The sequence below is a fragment of the Kitasatospora setae KM-6054 genome (assembly GCF_000269985.1).
GTDB lineage: Bacteria > Actinomycetota > Actinomycetes > Streptomycetales > Streptomycetaceae > Kitasatospora > Kitasatospora setae.
The window spans coordinates 1,338,449-1,355,844 of the sequence record NC_016109.1; the positions used below are offsets into that span (position 1 = coordinate 1,338,449).

Annotated in this window: 15 protein-coding genes; 10 read left to right on the top strand and 5 right to left on the bottom strand. The window is 73.7% G+C overall.

The genetic code is table 11. From position 1 onward, the window contains the following. Nucleotides 1-145: 145 nt before the first annotated feature. From KSE_RS05875 to KSE_RS05885, 3 genes are read left to right on the top strand one after another with little or no spacing between them, the layout of a single operon-like run. The gene (locus tag KSE_RS05875; RefSeq protein WP_014134357.1) at nucleotides 146-451 is read left to right on the top strand and encodes an ArsR/SmtB family transcription factor; all 306 of its coding nucleotides are present in this window, start codon (nucleotides 146-148) and stop codon (nucleotides 449-451) included. Next, complete coding sequence (arsB, locus tag KSE_RS05880) at nucleotides 451-1,554, top strand: ACR3 family arsenite efflux transporter (protein ID WP_014134358.1); 1,104 nt, start codon at nucleotides 451-453, stop codon at nucleotides 1,552-1,554. Before KSE_RS05875 ends, arsB begins: the two co-directional genes overlap by 1 nt. Next, nucleotides 1,551-2,624: an ArsO family NAD(P)H-dependent flavin-containing monooxygenase gene (locus KSE_RS05885; RefSeq protein ID WP_014134359.1), complete on the top strand. Its 1,074-nt coding sequence runs from the start codon at nucleotides 1,551-1,553 to the stop codon at nucleotides 2,622-2,624. The genes arsB and KSE_RS05885 overlap by 4 nt, the downstream gene beginning before the upstream one ends. Nucleotides 2,625-2,631: 7 nt before the next feature. On the opposite strand, the gene KSE_RS05890 is transcribed toward KSE_RS05885, so the two are convergent. Next, the gene (locus tag KSE_RS05890) at nucleotides 2,632-3,105 is read right to left on the bottom strand and encodes a GNAT family N-acetyltransferase (RefSeq protein ID WP_051055706.1); all 474 of its coding nucleotides are present in this window, start codon (nucleotides 3,103-3,105) and stop codon (nucleotides 2,632-2,634) included. Nucleotides 3,106-3,875: 770 nt separating this feature from the next. Here KSE_RS05890 and KSE_RS05895 point away from each other — a divergent pair. Beyond that, nucleotides 3,876-4,088, top strand: a complete 213-nt coding sequence (locus KSE_RS05895) for a DUF397 domain-containing protein (RefSeq protein WP_014134361.1) — start codon at nucleotides 3,876-3,878, stop codon at nucleotides 4,086-4,088. Between the two features lie 187 nt (nucleotides 4,089-4,275). Here the strand turns inward: KSE_RS05895 and KSE_RS05900 are convergent, their stop codons facing one another. Continuing rightward, entirely contained in the window at nucleotides 4,276-4,635 is a 360-nt protein-coding gene (locus KSE_RS05900) for an ArsR/SmtB family transcription factor (RefSeq protein WP_014134362.1), read from the bottom strand. Between the two features lie 122 nt (nucleotides 4,636-4,757). Here KSE_RS05900 and KSE_RS05905 point away from each other — a divergent pair, with 122 nt between their 5' ends. Beyond that, nucleotides 4,758-6,134, top strand: a complete 1,377-nt coding sequence (locus tag KSE_RS05905) for an NAD(P)-binding domain-containing protein (protein ID WP_014134363.1) — start codon at nucleotides 4,758-4,760, stop codon at nucleotides 6,132-6,134. A 14-nt stretch (nucleotides 6,135-6,148) separates the two neighbouring features. Here KSE_RS05905 and KSE_RS05910 read toward each other — a convergent pair whose 3' ends face one another. Beyond that, entirely contained in the window at nucleotides 6,149-6,361 is a 213-nt protein-coding gene (locus KSE_RS05910; protein WP_014134364.1) for a hypothetical protein, read from the bottom strand. A gap of 312 nt (nucleotides 6,362-6,673) precedes the next feature. Here KSE_RS05910 and KSE_RS45640 point away from each other — a divergent pair, with 312 nt between their 5' ends. The 3 genes from KSE_RS45640 (at nucleotide 6,674) to KSE_RS42715 (ending at nucleotide 9,616) form a co-directional block, all read left to right on the top strand. Continuing rightward, a complete protein-coding gene (locus KSE_RS45640) occupies nucleotides 6,674-8,785 on the top strand; it encodes a cellulose binding domain-containing protein (protein WP_014134365.1) in 2,112 nt (703 codons plus the stop codon). A 167-nt stretch (nucleotides 8,786-8,952) separates the two neighbouring features. After that, nucleotides 8,953-9,447 (top strand): hypothetical protein, encoded by a 495-nt coding sequence (locus KSE_RS38155; RefSeq protein WP_014134366.1) that lies wholly within the window; start codon nucleotides 8,953-8,955, stop codon nucleotides 9,445-9,447. 28 nt (nucleotides 9,448-9,475) lie between these two features. After that, nucleotides 9,476-9,616, top strand: a complete 141-nt coding sequence (locus tag KSE_RS42715) for a hypothetical protein (RefSeq protein WP_014134367.1) — start codon at nucleotides 9,476-9,478, stop codon at nucleotides 9,614-9,616. Between the two features lie 23 nt (nucleotides 9,617-9,639). Here the strand turns inward: KSE_RS42715 and KSE_RS05925 are convergent, their stop codons facing one another. Further along, nucleotides 9,640-11,286, bottom strand: coding sequence for an acyl-CoA dehydrogenase family protein (locus KSE_RS05925; protein ID WP_014134368.1), 1,647 nt, complete (start codon nucleotides 11,284-11,286; stop codon nucleotides 9,640-9,642). A gap of 51 nt (nucleotides 11,287-11,337) precedes the next feature. Further along, nucleotides 11,338-11,946: a TetR/AcrR family transcriptional regulator gene (locus KSE_RS05930; protein WP_014134369.1), complete on the bottom strand. Its 609-nt coding sequence runs from the start codon at nucleotides 11,944-11,946 to the stop codon at nucleotides 11,338-11,340. Between the two features lie 361 nt (nucleotides 11,947-12,307). On the opposite strand from KSE_RS05930, the gene KSE_RS05935 reads away from it, so the two are divergent. Continuing rightward, nucleotides 12,308-13,684: a DUF1254 domain-containing protein gene (locus KSE_RS05935; protein WP_014134370.1), complete on the top strand. Its 1,377-nt coding sequence runs from the start codon at nucleotides 12,308-12,310 to the stop codon at nucleotides 13,682-13,684. Between the two features lie 89 nt (nucleotides 13,685-13,773). Further along, on the top strand, nucleotides 13,774-17,277 hold the full coding sequence (locus KSE_RS05940) for an NACHT domain-containing protein (RefSeq protein WP_014134371.1): 3,504 nt from the start codon (nucleotides 13,774-13,776) through the stop codon (nucleotides 17,275-17,277). The last annotated feature ends 119 nt before the right edge of the window (nucleotides 17,278-17,396 follow it).

Below are 17,396 nucleotides of genomic sequence, written 5' to 3' on the forward strand. Positions count from 1 at the left end.
TCGTTCGGTCTCGGGCATCCTGGCCGGGGCCCCGTGCCCGCGGACGGCGCTGTCCGCGGCGGGCGGAGGCGGGCAGGCGGCAGCGACCGCAGGACGTGTCAGCTGCCGCTGGTGTCAGCCCCGGCTGATGTGAAAGTATCAGCCCATGGTGATGTCAGTCGACACTGAGTTGATGCGCGTGCTGTCCGACCCCCTCCGGCTGCAGATCGTGACGCTGCTGGCCCGCGAGACCCTGTGCACCACGCACCTGGTGGAGGAGACCGGTGCCCGGCAGACCAACCTCTCCAACCACCTCAAGGTGCTGCGGGACGCCGGGGTGGTGGACACCGAGCCGTGCGGGCGCTTCACCTACTACCGGCTGCGCCCGGAGGTGCTGGAGTCGCTGTCCGCGCGGTTCGCCGACCTCGCCGCCACCGCCCGCGCGAACGCCGACACCAAGAGGTCCTGCTGATGCCCGGCACCGCCCCCGCCCCCGAGACCAGACCCGCCGAGGCCGCGGCGTCGGTCGCCGGGAAGCTGTCCTTCGTCGACCGCTACCTCGCGGTGTGGATCCTCGTCGCGATGGCCCTCGGCCTCGGGCTGGGCCGCCTGGTCCCCGGGCTGAACGACGCGCTGGTGAAGGTGGAGGTCGGCGGGATCTCGCTGCCGATCGCGCTCGGCCTGCTGGTGATGATGTACCCGGTGCTGGCGAAGGTCCGCTACGACCGGCTCGACACCGTCACCGGCGACCGCAGGCTGATGGCCTCCTCGCTGGTGGTCAACTGGGTCGTCGGGCCCGCGGTGATGTTCGCCCTCGCCTGGATCTTCCTGGCCGACCTGCCCGCGTACCGCACCGGCCTGATCATCGTCGGCCTGGCCCGCTGCATCGCCATGGTGATCATCTGGAACGACCTGGCGTGCGGCGACCGCGAGGCCGCCGCCGTCCTGGTCGCGCTCAACTCCGTGTTCCAGGTCGTCATGTTCGGCGTGCTGGGCTGGTTCTACCTCGACCTGCTGCCGGGCTGGCTGGGCCTGGGCGAGGGCGAGCACCTGAACGTCTCCATGGGGAGGATCGCCCTCAACGTCGTCGTCTTCCTCGGCATCCCGCTGGTCGCCGGATTCCTCACCCGCCGCCTCGGCGAGAAGAAGCTCGGCCGGGAACGCTACGAGAACAACCTGCTCCCGAAGATCGGCCCCTGGGCGCTGTACGGCCTGCTGTTCACCATCGTGGTCCTCTTCGCCCTCCAGGGGAAGACGATCACCTCCCAGCCGCTGGACGTCGCCCGGATCGCCCTGCCGCTGCTCGCCTACTTCGCCCTCATGTGGTTCGGCACCTTCGCCCTCGGCAAGGGCCTGGGCCTGACCTACGACCGCACCGCCACCCTCGCCTTCACCGCCGCCGGCAACAACTTCGAACTCGCCATCGCCGTGGCCATCGGCACCTTCGGCGTCACCTCCGGCCAGGCCCTGGCGGGCGTCGTCGGCCCGCTGATCGAAGTCCCGGTGCTGATCGCCCTGGTGTACGTCTCGCTCGCCTGGCGCGAGCGCTTCCGCACCGCCGGGGTGCGCCCGTGACCGGCCGGCGCACGGAGGTGCTGGTGGTCGGCGGCGGACAGGCCGGACTCGCCGCCGGCTACTACCTGCGGCGCGCCGGACTGGACTTCCGGATCCTGGACGCCGCGCCCGCGCCCGGCGGGGCCTGGCGGCACCACTGGGACACCCTGCGGCTGTTCTCCCCCGCCGCCCACTCCTCCCTCCCCGGGCGCCCGATGCCCCGGCAGCCCGGACACGACCAGCCGGACGCCGCCCACACGGCGGCCTACCTCGCCGAGTACGAGCAGCGCTACGAGCTGCCCGTCCTGCGCCCCGTCCGGGTGGAACGCGTCGAACGCGTCGAGCACGTCGAACGCCCGGACGGCGGCGGCCTGTTGTCGGCCCGTACCGACTCCGGCGACTGGCACGCCCGGGCGCTGATCATGGCCACCGGCAGCCGGCGGCGGCCGTTCGTCCCCGCCGTCCCCGGCCTGCGCGACTTCACCGGCCGCCAGCTGCACTCCCGCGACTACCGGAGCGCCGCCGACTTCGCCGGGCAGCGGGTGCTGGTGGTCGGCGGCGGCAACTCCGGCGCGCAGATCGCCGCCGACCTGACCGGAACGGCGGCCGTCCGCTGGGTGACCCGGCGACCGCCGCGCTTCCTGCCGGACGAGGTCGACGGCCGCGCCCTGTTCGACCTCGCCTCCCGCCACGTCCGGGGCGACGGGCCGCGCCTCGGCGACCTCGGCGACCTGGTCGCCGTCCCGCCGGTCCGGGCCGCCCGCGACGCCGGACGGCTCACCGCGCACCCGATGTTCCACCGCCTCGACGCCGGAGGCGCGGTGTGGGAGGACGACGAGCGGTGGCCCTGCGACGCCATCGTCTGGTGCACCGGCTTCCGCCCCGACCTCGGCCCACTGCGCGGCCTCGGCCTGCGCGACCGCACCGGCCGCGTCCCCACCGACGGCACACGGGTCCTCGCCGACCCGCGGATCCACCTGCTCGGCTACGGCGACTGGACCGGCCCCGCCTCGGCCACCCTGACCGGCGTCGGCCGCACCGCCCGCACCGCCGTCGACCAGCTCGCAGCCACCCTCCGCCGCACCGCCTGAACCCGGCTCAGGAGACCAGCGGGCTGCGGCGTTCGATCAGGACGGTGTCGCGCCAGACACCGCGGTGGCGGGCGACGCGTTCGCGGGTGCCGACGACACGGAACCCGGCGGCGGCGTGCAGGGCGAGGCTGGCCGTGTTCTCCGGGAAGACCGAGGACTGGATCGTCCAGATCCCCGCCTCCTCGGTCGAGTCGATCAGGTGCGCCAGCAGGACGCCCGCGATGCCCCGGCCGCGGTGGTCGGGGTGGACGTAGACGGAGTGCTCGACCACCCCGGCGTAGGCGGGCCGGGCGGAGACCGCGCTCGCCGCGATCCAGCCCGACACCGTCGCGTCCGGGCCGAGAACGACGTACCGGTGCCCGGGCAGCCGGGCCGCGTCGAAGGCCGCCCACTCCGGGGCCTCGGTCTCGAAGGTGGCGTTCCCCTCCTCGATGCCCGCCCGGTAGATCGCGAGCACCTGCTCGGCATGCTCGGGCAGCATCGGGGCGGGCCGGAAAACCGGGACGGACACGAAGGGCTCCTTCGACTTCGACCGGGGACGGGGAGAAGAACGGGAACGGGGAAAGAGACAGCGACGGACCCTACCCCCTGCGCGCTGATCTGCGGATCCGCCCCTGAGCAGCAGAAGCACCCCGCCCGAGAGGTGCCCGGATGCGTGAAGACCACCTCGGAGGCCACCGCCCCGCCGTCGCACACGTCGTGCGCGTCCCCGGCACCCTCCTCCACCCAGCCCGGCCCCAGCGAATGCGTCGGCACACTGTCCGACCCGGCCAACTCCCGCAGGGTCCTCGCAGACCACCAGCACTGAAACGCCGACACTCCGGTACGAGTGGTCGCCGATCACGTACCGGGCCGGGCCCCCGCTCTGCGGTGGCAACACCTGACCGCACAGACCATGCTTCTCCAACTTCCGCCCCTTGCCTGAGAATTGATCACCCATGCGCCCAACCGAACGCTTCCCGCCGCCACGGAGGGGCCACCGCACGCCGCCCGTCACCCCGTTGTCTCGCGCGCGGGGCACCGGCAGGCCGGCCACAGGCCGGACAAGGAGGAGGAAGGGGTGGGGAGCCTCCGGTCCTTCGACAGGAAGCTCGGGTACTCCTCGCGAGAGCCGTCGGCACCGACCCGGTAGACCCGGAGCGTCATCCCGCACCTCCCACCGGGCCGGCGCCCCCCGACGCCCGCCCCATCAGCAGGCGTTCCCGCCGTCTTTTGCCGGTTGGTCGTCATGAGCGTTTCCCCATTGCCTGATTGCCCTCCACGATTGACCTGCACGGCGTCCAGTGGGTGAAGAGCAGTCGCAGCGGCAACGGGGGCAACTGCGTCGAGGCGGCGCTCGGCGCCCACGCCGCCGTCATGCCCGTTCGGGACTCCAAGGACCCGATGGGCGCCGTCCTGCTGTTCCCGACCGCCGCCTGGTCGGCCTTCGTCACCGCCGCCGCAGGCGAGTTCGGCGAGGTCTGAGCCTCACCGAACACCCCACGGGCCCCGCCGCTTGCACGTCAAGGGGTGGGGCTTCGCCGTCCCCGCGCCGCGAGCTCCCGCAAACGACGAGGGCCCCGCCCGACCGGGGGTCGGGCCGGAGCCGTCGTTCGGTCCGGTCGACGCGGGCGACGCGGACGCCACCTCGCGCTGGGGCCGACGGGACGGGTCAGCGGTCGAGGTCGAGCAGGTGGGACAGGCCCGCGAGGACGGACGGGTCGACGCGGTAGTAGACCCAGGTGCCGCGCCGTTCGGAGGCGAGCAGGCCGGCTTCGCGGAGCTTCTTCAGGTGGTGCGAGACGGTCGGCTGGGAGACGCCGACGTCCTGGATGTCGCAGACGCACGCCTCGCCGCCCGGGTGCGCGGCGACCTTCGAGAAGAGGCGCAGCCGCACCGGGTCGCCGAGCGCCTTGAACATCGCGGCCATCCGCACCGCGTCCGCCTCGGAGAGTTCCGCCGAGGTCAGCGGCGGGCAGCACGGGACGACCTCCGGCGCGAGCACCGGCAGTTCCACCCTCGAATTCGACATGCGTCTATGTTGACATCCATCGATACAGGAGGCAAGGTCGACCCCGACAGCACATCGACGTTCATCGAATCAATCGAGCCGCGGCCGCCACCGCACCGCAGCGCGCGAGGGAGAGCACCGCCATGACCTCCGACCGAACCGACCTGCCCGTCCTCGTCATCGGCGCCGGCCCGATCGGCCTGGCCGCCGCCGCCCACCTGCTGGAGCGCGGCCTCGAACCGCTCGTCCTGGAGGCCGGGCCGTCGGCCGCCACCGCCGTGCGCGACTGGTCGCACGTGCGACTGTTCTCCCCGTGGGCCGAGCTGGTCGACGCCGCCGCCGAGCGGCTGCTCACCCCCACCGGCTGGACCCGCCCGGACGGCGCCGGCTACCCGACCGGCGGCGACTGGGTCGAGCGGTACCTGCGGCCGCTCGCCGACGCCCTCGGCGGGCGCGTCCGCTACGGCGCCCGGGTCACCGGGGTCGCCCGCGCCGGACGGGACCGGATCGTCGACGCCGACCGCGAGCGGCAGCCCTTCACCGTCCACGTCGAGCACCCGGACGGCCGCGAGGAGCGCCTGCCGGCGCGTGCCGTGGTCGACGCCTCCGGCACCTGGTCCACCCCGAACCCGCTGGGCGCGAACGGCCTGCCCGCGCTCGGCGAACGCGCCGCCGCCGACCGGATCTCGTACCGGGTCCCCGACCTGCGCGACCCCGCCGTCCGGGCCCGGTACGCCGGGAAGCGCACCGCCGTGGCCGGCACCGGTGCCTCCGCGTTCACCGCGCTCGCCGCCCTCGCCGACCTGGCCGAGGAGGAGCCCGGCACGCACGCGGTGTGGGTGCTGCGCCGGGGCCTGACCGGCTCCACCTACGGCGGCGGCGCCGCCGACCAGCTGCCCGCCCGCGGCGCGCTGGGCCTGGCTGCCAAGGCCGCCGTCGACGGCGGCCACGCCGAAGCGCTGACCGGCTTCCGCACCGCCGCCGTCGAACGGGCCGCCGACGGCCGCCTCGCCCTCGTCGCCGAAGACGGCACCCGGGCCGAGGAGTTGGACGAGGTCATCGCGCTGACCGGCCTGCGCCCCGACCTGTCCTTCCTCACCGAACTGCGCCTCGCCCTGGACGACCGCCTCCAGGCGCCGGTCGCGCTCGCCCCGCTGATCGACCCGAACCAGCACTCCTGCGGCACCGTCTACCCGCACGGCGCACGGGAGTTGGCCCACCCCGAACAGGACGTCCACCTGGTCGGCATGAAGTCCTACGGCCGCGCCCCGACCTTCCTCGCCCTGACCGGCTACGAGCAGGTCCGCTCGGTGGCCGCCGCCCTGGCCGGCGACCACGAGGCCGCCGCCCGGGTCGAACTCACCCTCCCCGAAACGGGCGTCTGCGGCGGCGCCGGACGCTACGACGAGCCCGCCGCCGACCGGGGCGACGGCTGCTGCGCCATCCCCGCGACCCCGCGGCTCATCACCCTCGGCGCCCCCTCGGCGGGCGGATCCTGCTCGCCCGGCGGCGGCTGCTGAGTGCCCGCGGGCGTTCAGCCCCCCAGGTCCAGCACGTACGCGACGAGCGGGACGAACAGCGGGGCGGCGAGGACGGCGAGCGGGAACAGCAGGAGCCCGCAGCCGGCCGCGCCGCCCTTGGCCGCCCGTTTGAGGGGGGAGCCGGAGGCGAGGAAGGCGAGGGCGGTGGAGAGCAGCAGGCAGGCGAGCAGGGCGGCGCCGGCCAGGACGGCCACTCCGAGTACCATGCCGCCACCGCCTTCCGTCGATCGCCAGTCCGTGGATCGCCCGTTCACCCGTTCGTGCGCTGACCGATCATAGCCGCCCCGGCGGGCGCGAACGTTTCAGCGGGCGGGCGGCCCGCGGAGCCGGTCCGACCTCGGGGTTCGCGGGCGGGTGCGGGGCCGGGCGATTGACACCTCCGGGAGACCCTCCCACGATGGGAGCGCTCCCATTCATGCCGGGGGCCGCCCCACCCGCACAGTTCCCCGTCCACCGTCCGGCCCGTGGCGCGCCCTCCGGCCCGGGTCGGCCGCCCCCACCCGGGAGGAACGACCCCGATGCTGTTCCGCTTCCGCGCCCGCCCGCGCGGCAGGACGGCCGCGGCCGCCGCGGCCCTGCTGGCCCTGGCCGCCGCCGCGCTGCCGCTGACCGCCGCGCCCGCCGCCGTCGCCGACACCGCGCCCGCTACGCCCGACGCCGCCGTCACGGTCAACGCCGACGCGGGCCTGGGCACCCTCGACCCGGCCGCGCTCGGCGTCAACACCGCGATCTGGGACTCGTACATGAACGACCCGCAGGTGGTGTCGCTGTACCGGGCGGCCGGGATCGGCGCGCTGCGCTACCCGGGCGGCTCGTACGCGGACCTCTACCACTGGGTCGACAACACCGCGCCGGGCGGCTACGTCGCGCCCGGCACCGGGTTCGACGCCTTCATGGGGACGGTGAAGGCGTCCGGCGCGACGCCGATCCTGATCGCCAACTACGGGTCGGGAACGGCCCAGGAGGCCGCCGACTGGGTGCGGTACGCCAACGTGACCAAGGGTTACGGGGCGAAGTACTGGGAGGTCGGAAACGAGATCTACGGCAACGGCGGGTACGGCAGCGGCTGGGAGAACGACACCCACGCCGACAAGTCGCCCGGCCAGTACGCCCGGGAGGTCAAGGCGTACGCGGCGGCGATGAAGGCCGTCGACCCGACGGTGAAGATCGGCGCGGTGCTGACCATGCCGGGCAACTGGCCGGACGGCATCGTCGGGGCCGGTGACGGCGGCGACTGGAACCACACCGTGCTGGCGGCCGTCGCGCACGACGTCGACTTCGTCAGCGTGCACTGGTACCCGAACGCGGGCGGCGGCGACCGGTCGCTGGCCGCGGTGCGCCGACTGCCCGGCGAGCTGCGCGAGGTGCGCGACCTGCTGGACCGGTACGCGGGCGCCGACTCGGCCCGGATCGGGATCGCGATGACCGAGGTCAACGCCGAGTCCGGCGACGGCGCGCTGACCAGCCGCCCGAACGGCCTGTTCGCGGCGGAGGCGGTGAGCACCGCGCTGGAGAACGGCGTCTTCACCGTCGACTGGTGGGACACCCACAACGGCGCCGGCCCGATCACCACCGTCAACGGCGAGACCGACTACGGCGACCTGGGCCTGCTGTCGAACGGCTCCTGCACCGGCGGCGTCTGCGAACCGGCCGTGAACACCCCGTTCGCCCCCTACCACGGCCTCCAGGCGGTCGGCGCGCTCGGCCGCCCCGGCGACACCCTGCTGGCCTCCGCCTCCTCCTCCCCCGACGTCTCCTCGCACGCGGTGCTGCGCGCCGACGGCAGCCTCGGCGTGCTGCTGCTGAACCGGAGCTCCACCGCCGCCCGCACCGTCGGCCTGGCCTACCGGGACTTCACCCCGGACGGCGCCGCCCCGGCCGTGCGGCGCTGGGCGCCCGGCGACGACGGCCTGGTCGACGCGACCGGCACCGCGAGCGCCGCCTCCGCGACCCTGCCCCCGTACTCGATCACCGTGCTGACCGTGCGCCCCAAGCCCGGCACCGGCTCGTCCGCCGCCACCACCGGCACCCCCGGCACCCCGCGCACCACCGCCGTGGGCGCCGACACCGCCACCCTGAGCTGGCCGGCCGCGAGCGGCGCGGTGGACCGCTACGAGGTGTACGAGCAGCTCGGCACCACCGTGCAGCTGCTCGGCTCGTCCACCGGCACCTCCGCGACCCTCCACAACCTGCCGCCCGGCTCCCGGCACACCGTCAACGTGCTGGCCCGCGACCAGGCCGGGCACCTCTCCCGCCCGTCCGTCCCGCTGACCTTCACCACCGGCACCCCGAACGACAGCACCTGCACCGTCTCGTACCGGGTCACCACCGGCTGGGGCAACGGCTTCGTCGCCGCCGTCACCGTCACCAACACCGGCCCCGCCGACCTCGACGGCTGGACGCTGGACTTCGACTGGCCCTCCGCCGGACAGTCCGTCAACTCCTGGTGGAACGCGGACGTCTCCGCCACCGGTCAGCACGTCCGGGTCACCAACGGCACCTCCAACGCGCACCTCGCCCCGCGCGGCGGCACCACCGCGGACTTCGGCTTCGTCGGCGGCAACGACGGCGCCAACCCGAACCCGACGGTCTTCCGCCTGAACGGGACGGTCTGCCGCACGCTCGGCTGACGCCGGCACGGGTCCGGCGCGGGTCCGGCGCGGGTCCGGCCGGGGGAGCACCCTCCGGCCGGGCCCGCCTTCCGTCCGGCCGGGCGCGGGCGGTAGCCTCTGCCCCGAACGGCACAGTTCGTACGCGTCGGTCCGACCGGGTCCGGCCACCGGGGAGGGGACCCACCATGCAGCGCGCCAACCTGGCCCGGCCCGGCGCCGGCACCTTCGCCGTCGGCCTCGCCGTCGCGGCCTTCGCCGCCACCGGCTGCGGCAGCTCGGTGAGCGCCGGGGCGCACGACCCGGTGTCCGACGTGATCGGCCGGGCCGGCGACGGCGAGATCCTCCCCAACACCGGCCGGGCCGACGCGCTGCTCTGGATCCCCGACTGGATCGGCAACGGCGGCGCCGTCAGCGGCGGCGGCAACCCGGGCGGGCGGCCCGCCACCGTCACCGTCGCCTGCCGGGGCGCGGCCGCCCCCGCCGAGGCCCGCGTCGTCTTCACCCCCCAGACCTCCGGCACGGCCGCCCCCACCAGCTTCACCGTCGCCTGCCCGGCCGGCGGCACCGCGACCGGCACCGCCACCGTCCCGCCCGAGCAGGCCGGCAACTACGGGGTCAGCGTCCGCACCACCGACCAGGACGCGCACTGGGGCCTGGCCGTCGTCCAGCCGGAGTCCTGACCGGCCCGAGAAGGGCGCCCTGGCGGTAGTGGTCGGCTCGGTGGTCTTCCGCTCCAGCGGCCAGAACCTCACCCTCCCCGGCACCGTGATCGAAATGGCCTCCCGCCTCGGCGAGCCGGTCCTCCTCGGCCTGGCCGCGCTCGCCGTCCGCTCCCGGGTGAAGCGCTGAACACCCCTTCCCGGCAAGGGAGTTCAGGACTGCGGCAGCCGGTCGAGCAGGGCGGTGAAGTCGGTGCCGGGGGCGAGGGTGCCGAAGGCGAGGCCGTGGTCGCCGGCGAGGCGGGAGGCGCAGAAGGCGTCGGCGACGGGGGCGGGGGCGTGCCGGACCAGCAGGGCGGCCTGGAGGACGAGGGCGGTGCGCTCGATGACCCGACGGGCGCGGAGCGGGGCGTCCGGGGTGGGGCGGAGTTCGGCGCGCAGGGCGTGCCAGGCGGCGTCGAGGCGGGGGTCGGCGCCGGCCGCGAGGTCGATCTCGGCGGCGAGGGCGTCGAGGGTCTCGGGTTCGCGGACGAGGGCGCGTTGCAGGTCGAGGGCGGTGACGTTGCCGGAGCCTTCCCAGATGCTGTTGAGGGGGGCTTCCCGGTAGAGCCGGGGCAGGCCGGACGCCTCGTCGTAGCCGTTGCCGCCGAGGCACTCCAACGCCTCGGCGACGGCGGCGGGTTGGCGCTTGCAGACCCAGTACTTGGCGACGGCGGTGGCGATCCGCAGCAGGGCCTTCTCGCCGGTGTCGCCGTGCTGGGCGCGGTCGGCGGCGCCGGCCAGCCGGAGGGCGAGGGTGGTGGCGGCCTCGGATTCGAGCGCGAGGTCGGCGAGGACGTTGCGCATCAGCGGCTGGTCGATCAGCAGCGCGCCGAACGCGGCCCGGTGGCGGGCGTGGTGGGCGGCCTGGGCGAGGGCGGCGCGGGTGCCGGCGGCGGAGCCCAGGACGCAGTCGAGCCTGGTCATGGTGACCATCTCGATGATGGTGCGCACGCCCTTGCCCTCGGCGCCGACCAGCCAGGCCGCGGTGTCGTCGAACTCCGGTTCGCTGCTGGCGTTGGAGCGGTTGCCGAGCTTGTCCTTGAGGCGCTGGATCCGGAAGGTGTTGCGGCTGCCGTCGGGCAGCACCCGGGGGACCAGGAAGCAGGACAGGCCGCCGGGCGCCTGCGCGAGGACCAGGAACAGGTCGTTCATCGGCGCGCTGGTGAACCACTTGTGGCCGCGCAACCGCCAACTGCCGTCGGCCTGTCGGACGGCGGCGGTGGTGTTGGCGCGGACGTCGCTGCCGCCCTGCTTCTCGGTCATCCCCATCCCGGCCAGCAGCCCGCGCTTGCCGGCGGGCGCGCGCAGCCCGGGGTCGTACGTCCGACTGGTGAGCAACGGCTCGTAGGCGGCGGCGAGTTCGGGCGCGTGGCGGAGGGCGGGGACGACCGCGTACGTCATGGAGACCGGGCAGAGGTGGCCGGGTTCGAGGGTGGTGGCGACCATGAAGCCGGCCGCCCGGGCGACGTGGGCGCCGGGGCGGGGGTCGGCCCAGGCGGCGCCGGCCAGGCCGGCGCCGACCGAGAGGTCCATCAGGTGGTGGTAGGCGGGGTGGAACTCGACCTCGTCGACGCGGTTGCCGTAGCGGTCGTGGGTGCGCAGTTCGGGTTCGTGCCGGTTGGCCTGGTCGGCCCACTGCTGGGCCTGTTCGCTGCCCGCGAGGCGGCCGAGGCGGTGGAGTTCCGCGCGGTGCCAGCCGGCGCCCTCACGGTCGAGCCCCTCCAGCAGGACGGGGTCGGCGGCAACGTCGTGCCCGGTCAGCGGCGGCGCCTGGTTGGTGACGTGGTGGGTGGTGGCGGTGGGGTGGCTGGCGGTCACGGGGGCTCCGGAGGGTGTCGGGGCGGGGTGCTCAGGACGGCGATGCGGCGCTCAGGGCGTCGGGGCGCCGGCGCAGCGCAGGGCGAGGGCGGTGAGGTCGGCGAGCAGGTCGTCGGTGCCGTCGTCGGCGGGGGTGCCGAGCGGGTCGACCAGGACTTCGCCGATCGCGCCGGTGAGCGCGGCGGCGGTGATCTCGTCGTTCTGCGCGGGGAGTCGGCCGGTGGCGACGCCTTCGCGGACGACTTCGGCGAACAGCGCGCGGTAGCGGCGGCGGAAGGCGAGGCGTTCGGCGCCGACGGCGGGTTCGGCGGGGGCGGCGAGCAGGGCGTAGGCGAGGCCGCGGTTGTCCAGGGCGCGGCGGGCGAACACCCGGACGCCGCGGGCGAGCCGTTCGAGCGGGTCGCCGGGGCCGTGCAGCACCTCGCCGAGCACCTCGACCTCGCGTCCGGCGGCGCGCCGGAAGACCTCGACGGCGAGCGCGGCCTTGGAGGGGAAGTGCTGGTAGACGGAGCCGGCGGCGATGCCGGCGGCGTCGGCGACGGCCGTGACGGAGGTCTGGGCCCAGCCCACTTCGGCGACCACCTCGGTGGCCCGGGCGACCAGGCGCTCCCTGGCGGTGTCGAGCCGGCGGATTTCGGCTGGGGTCTTGCGGTAGGCCATGAAAGAAGTGAACCACCATTCATACCTTCCCGCCAAGGACCCGACAGCCCTGCGCCCGCCGATCCGGCCGCACCCTTCGACCGGCGATGCGTCATCTCCCATCCCCCGCCCGGGTGGCGATGGTCTTGATCACGCCACCGCCCGCCCCCGGGGCGCGCCGCTCCCCCACCCGCCCTCCTCCCCCGACCAGCGGATACGTCCGCCGCGCGGCCCCGCGGCCGTGATCACTGTGACTGGCGGGGAAGAACGGAATCAGATCGTCCATTTGTGCACGTCCTTCACAACGGCTTGATCCACCGCTGTGGCCGCCCGTCCCCGCTCGTTAGCGTCGGAACACCAACCCATCTGAAAGGGCGAGGACTTGACCAACGACCCGACCCAGCGTTCGCAGCTCGCCGAGGCCACCGACGCCTACGTCTTCGGCTACGCGCTGATCATGATGGAGCTGACCCGCCGGCTGCAGACCAACACCGAGCAGCCCAACGCGACCCAGGCCCCGGTCAACCAGTTCTGTCAGCACACCACGCTGCCGACGCCCGAGATGAAGGACGTGGTCCGGCCCAACCTGGACACGCTCTACACCCAGGCCTGGATCGACCTGTCCGCCGGGCCGCTGGTGCTGGAGGTCCCGGTCATGGACGAGGGCCGCTACTGGCTGATGCAGCTGATGGACGCCTGGTCCAACACCAGCGAGCAGTCCCCCAGCAGCATCACCCCGCTCACCGCCCCGAACCTCGACCCGACCCAGGACGTCCAGGTCTACTCGTACGCACTGACCGGCCCCGGCTGGCAGGGCGAACTCCCGGACGGCCTCCAGCAGGTGGCGTTCCCGACGGACACCGTCTGGCTGATCGGCCGGATCGAACTGCACGACACCAGCGACGCCGAGGTGCAGACCGTCACCGGCTACCAGGACCAGATGCGCCTGCTCCCGCTGGACGTCTGGGCCGACGGCGGCGACTACACACCCCCCGCCGGCAGCTACGACCCGACCCTGCCCACCACCCCGCCCTCCGAGGCGATCACCCGGCTCACCGGCCCCGAGTTCTTCGACGAACTCGCCGCCCTGCTGACCCACACCCCCCTCGACCCGCCGGACGACCGCACCTCCGCCCTGCTCGCCGAACTCGGCCTCCACCCGTACGACGCCGACCGCCTCCCCGACGCCGAGACCCTCGACCTCGCCAAGGCCGCCGGCCTCGACGCCATCGAGCACCACCAGGGGCCCACCCCGGTCAACGGCTGGACCTTCATGACCACCGGCATCGGCACCTACGGCACCGACTACCCGCAGCGCGCGTACGTCGCCAGCATCGGCCTCGGCGCCAACCTCCCGCAGGACGCCCTCTACCCGATGACCGGCAACGCCGCCACCGACGGCGACGGCACCCCCCTCGCGTACACCCTCACCTTCCCGGCCGGCCAACTCCCGCCGGTGAACGCCTTCTGGTCGCTCACCGCCTACAACTCCGCCAGCTTCCTGGTCGACAACCCCGAAGACATCTACGCCATCGGCCACTTCGCCACCCCCCTCACCGGCACCGACGGCGCCACCACCCTCCACGTCCAGGCCGAGGCCCCCGCCGACCCGGCGATGCAGGCCGCCAACTGGCTCCCCATCCCCACCTCCGGCACCTTCACCGTCACCCTCCGCCTCTACGCCCCGCAGACGGCGGACCTCCTCCCCGACTGGCCCCCGGCCCTCACCCCCGTCACCCCCGTCACCCCCGAGGGCTGATCCCCCAGCCCCGCCGCGGAGCCATCGACCCGACTGTCCGACGCTTCGGCTAGGGTCGATGGCTCCAAGGGGTGGGCGCGGAGGGACGAATGGCCGAGCTGACAGGCAAGTACCGGTACGAGCAGCTCGGCGAGAAGCCCTTCCAGGAACTCTGCTGCGCCCTGCTCGCCCACGCCCTCCCCGGCATCCGCTGCTTCCCCGTCGGCCACAGCGACGGCGGCCGCGACGCCCTCCTCCCCCTCCCGGACGGCAAGTCGGCCGTCTACCAGGTGAAGTGGACCGGCAAGCCGCTCCAGGACCCGGTCCGCTGGCTGACCGCAGCCGTCCGCGAGGAGCGGGCCAACATCAGCCGCCTGGTCGCGGAGGGCGCGACCGCCTACCACCTGCTCACCTCGGTCTCCGGCACCGCCGTCCCCGGCCGCGGCACGATCGACCGCCTCGACACCGAACTCGCCCGCTACTCGGCGGAGTTCGGCATCCCCATGACGGTGTGGTGGCGCTCCGACCTGGACGCCCGACTGGACGCCGCGCCCGACGAGCTCAAGTGGTCGTACTCCGCCATGCTGTCCGGCCACGACCTGCTCCGCTCCCTGCGCGTGGACGACCAACCGGACTCCGCACTGCGGGAGTTGATCCGGAAGGCGGTCGCCACACAGTGGGAGGAGGACTCCAAGGTCAAGTTCAAGCAGGCCGAACTGACCTCGCACGACCTGGTCGACCTGTTCGTCGACGTCGAGGCGGTCCGCCTGGGGTCGTACCGCCCTCTCGAAGAGAACGACAAACTCGGCGGTGCGGCCGCCTACTTGATGAATCCGGCGCAGCCCTTCGCGCTGGTCCGCGGCGCCCCCGGGCAGGGCAAGTCGACGCTCGGCCAGTACCTCTGCCAGGTCCACCGGGCCGCCCTGCTCGACCGGTCGGCCCCCGGGCTGGCCACCCTGCCGCCCGGCGCGGCCAGGCGGGTCCCGCTGCGGGTCGACCTCCGGGACTACGCGGCCTGGCTGGAGGGCGAGGACCCGCTGCGCGCCCAGCCGCAATTTGAGCCCACCCGCTCCCTGGAGGGCTTCCTGGCCTACCTGCTGCGCGCCCTCAGCGGCGGCCATCCGGTCGACGTCCCCACCGTCGGCCGCCTCCTCGCCCGCTCCCCGTTCCTGCTGGTCCTCGACGGTCTGGACGAGGTGGCACGACCGGAGGTGCGCAGCACGGCCGTCAAGCAGATCGAGGACTTCTGCTCCCGCCTGCCGCGCGACGTCCCGGCGCCGCAGATCCTGCTGACCACCCGCCCCAACGCGGCCGGCCTGGCCGAGCCCTCCGGCGAGCTGTTCGAGACCATCGAACTGAGCCGGCTGCGCCCGGAGCTACGCGCAGCCTACCTGCAGAAGTGGGCCACCGCCCGCGCCGTCAGCGAGCGCGACCGCCGCGAACTGGAGGCCGTCTTCCAGCAGCGCTCGGCCGAGCCGCACATCAGCCAACTCGCCGACAACCCGATGCAGTTGACCATCCTGCTGCACCTGCTGCACCGGCGCGGCGTCTCGGTGCCCACCACCCGGACCGAGCTCTACACCTCCTACCTGGAGACCTTCCTCGACCGCGAGGCCGAGAAGAGCCCCCAAGTCGCCGACCACCGGGCGGACTTGGAGGAGATCACCGCCTTCCTCGGCTGGCGGCTCCAGGCGGACGCCGAACGGCAGGGCGCCGACGGGCGGATGGCCTGGAAGAAGCTGCAACGCACCATCCAGCACTACCTGGTCGACACCGAAAAGCCGCACGTCGACATCGACACCCTGTTCACCGCCGTCACCGAGCGGGTCTGGGCCCTCACCAGCAAGGTGCAGGGCACCTTCGAGTTCGACATCCAGCCGATGCGCGAGTACTTCGCCGCCCGCTTCCTGTCCGCGTTCGCCGGCGCGGACCGGCGCGACTTCGACTCCGGTCAGGTCCTGCGCGAGCTGGTCCGGCGGCCGTACTGGTCCGAGGTCGCGCGCTTCTACGCGGGATTCGCGCGGCCCAACGAACTCGCCGGCCTGGCCGACGTGTTGGCGGAGGAGAAGGAGACCTCCGAGACCCCGCTCCAGGCGCTCATGCTCGCCTGCTCCCTGCTCGCCGACGGCGTGTTCAGCGCCCGCCCCCGGGTCCAGCGGCGTGTCGTCGACCTGTTCCTCGACGATCTGGGCTTCTGCCTCCTCGACGCCCAGCTTCACTTGGGCCCTGACCTGCCGATGATCCCCCCGGACCGGGGTGGCCGGGAGCTGTCCCGGGCTCTTCTGGAGGCCGTGGAACAGGACCCGTACGCGCTCCTGGCGGGCAGCCGCGCCCTCTTCGCCTCCTGGCATCTGACCGCGAGCAGTGATTTCGAGGACTGGTGGTCCGACCGGTTGCGGGCTGCCGCGGGAGGTGACGACGAGAAGCGATGGCTGTACTTGGGCGCCTATTCCGGAGTGGATAACCCCCGTCCGATCGGGGATCTCCCCCTGCTGTCCTCCGGCGATCTGGCGGCAGCCAGTGAGGCCATGAGTGCGGGCCTGTACGCGGCCGAGGGTTCGGCGATCGAAGCACTGATGGTCCGCGCCGTGCTCGCCGGCCATCAAACCGCTTCGATCCCGGAGGGAGCCAATACGGCCACAGACCTGCTGCGAGTGCTGCTGCCTCACTTCTCGTTCGGGGCATTGCCGATCTCCCGCAGCAAGCCGGAGCGGCCCTGGCAGCGGCTGGTCGATCGGGACGAACGCCTTGCGGCCGTGCGGTCGGCGATCCCGCCGAAGGGACAGCCGAACTGGGGCGATCTGGCTCAGGCTCTCGGCAGTGTCTTCGGGCCGTGCTGGCTCGCCGCCGAAGCAGCGGTGATCGCCGCCGTTCTGGGCCCCTCCCCCGCACCCGGCGCCCCGCGTACGGAGCCCTTCGGCCCGCGAACCGACTACCGCGCCCTGATCCACCACCTGGACCGGCACCGGAACGCACCGGAATGGTGGGCCGAGCAGTTCGACCGGCACCGCGATCCACTCTCGCGCGCCACCTGGGCGCTCGCCCTGGTCATCGCCGGGGATCCGCTCGTGTCGATCGGGCTGCTGGACCTGCTCGACCAGGCCGTCACGGCGCTCCCCTCCGTTGAGACGGGAATCCTGCTCAGAACGGTCTCCACCATCGTCCGTCGTCTACTCGGGAAGCGGCCGCGGCCGCAGAACGCCCCGAAGACGGTCGGCCGGACGAGCCCCGTCACCACGCTCCTGCTCGCCCTCTCCCGCCCGGATGAGCGCGTCGGAATGCTGCGCCGCCTGTCGACCGAGCAGTTGGCCGCGCTGAGCCGATTCGATGTCGCGGCCCCGTCGATTTCCACTGTGCTGGTGGAGCGGCTGGACGGCCTGGCACCGGACCGGGTACGGGCGGTGATCCGCCCCCTCGTCCGGGAGACGGAGCGCTGGTATCCGGAAACCTTCCCCGAACGGCACGTCGCCCTGGCGGAACTCCGCCGGGACATCCTCGACCATCCCGGCGAGTACTCCCGCGACTGGCTCCTGACCACTCAGGAGATGCCAAGCGCCGCCCTCCCGCACCTCGCCGAAGTCGCCGCCGCCGAAAGCTGGTTCGACTTCGAGTGACCGCCCCACCCCCGCCCCGCCCGTTACACCGTCACAGTCCGGGAACGGCCCGCCCCGTTCCCCTGTCGCCGCCCGGTCCGGCCCTGCGACAGTGGGCCGGACGCCGGGCCACGGGGCCG

Coding starts and splice junctions, on each gene's coding strand:
- KSE_RS05930 (WP_014134369.1), bottom strand. CDS start 11,946: ATGGCCTACCGCAAGACCCCAGCCGAAATCCGCCGGCTCGACACCGCC.
- KSE_RS38155 (WP_014134366.1), top strand. CDS start 8,953: ATGCAGCGCGCCAACCTGGCCCGGCCCGGCGCCGGCACCTTCGCCGTC.
- KSE_RS05890 (WP_051055706.1), bottom strand. CDS start 3,105: ATGCTGCCCGAGCATGCCGAGCAGGTGCTCGCGATCTACCGGGCGGGC.
- KSE_RS45640 (WP_014134365.1), top strand. CDS start 6,674: ATGCTGTTCCGCTTCCGCGCCCGCCCGCGCGGCAGGACGGCCGCGGCC.
- KSE_RS05910 (WP_014134364.1), bottom strand. CDS start 6,361: ATGGTACTCGGAGTGGCCGTCCTGGCCGGCGCCGCCCTGCTCGCCTGC.
- KSE_RS05875 (WP_014134357.1), top strand. CDS start 146: ATGGTGATGTCAGTCGACACTGAGTTGATGCGCGTGCTGTCCGACCCC.
- KSE_RS05905 (WP_014134363.1), top strand. CDS start 4,758: ATGACCTCCGACCGAACCGACCTGCCCGTCCTCGTCATCGGCGCCGGC.
- arsB (WP_014134358.1), top strand. CDS start 451: ATGCCCGGCACCGCCCCCGCCCCCGAGACCAGACCCGCCGAGGCCGCG.
- KSE_RS05900 (WP_014134362.1), bottom strand. CDS start 4,635: ATGTCGAATTCGAGGGTGGAACTGCCGGTGCTCGCGCCGGAGGTCGTC.
- KSE_RS05940 (WP_014134371.1), top strand. CDS start 13,774: ATGGCCGAGCTGACAGGCAAGTACCGGTACGAGCAGCTCGGCGAGAAG.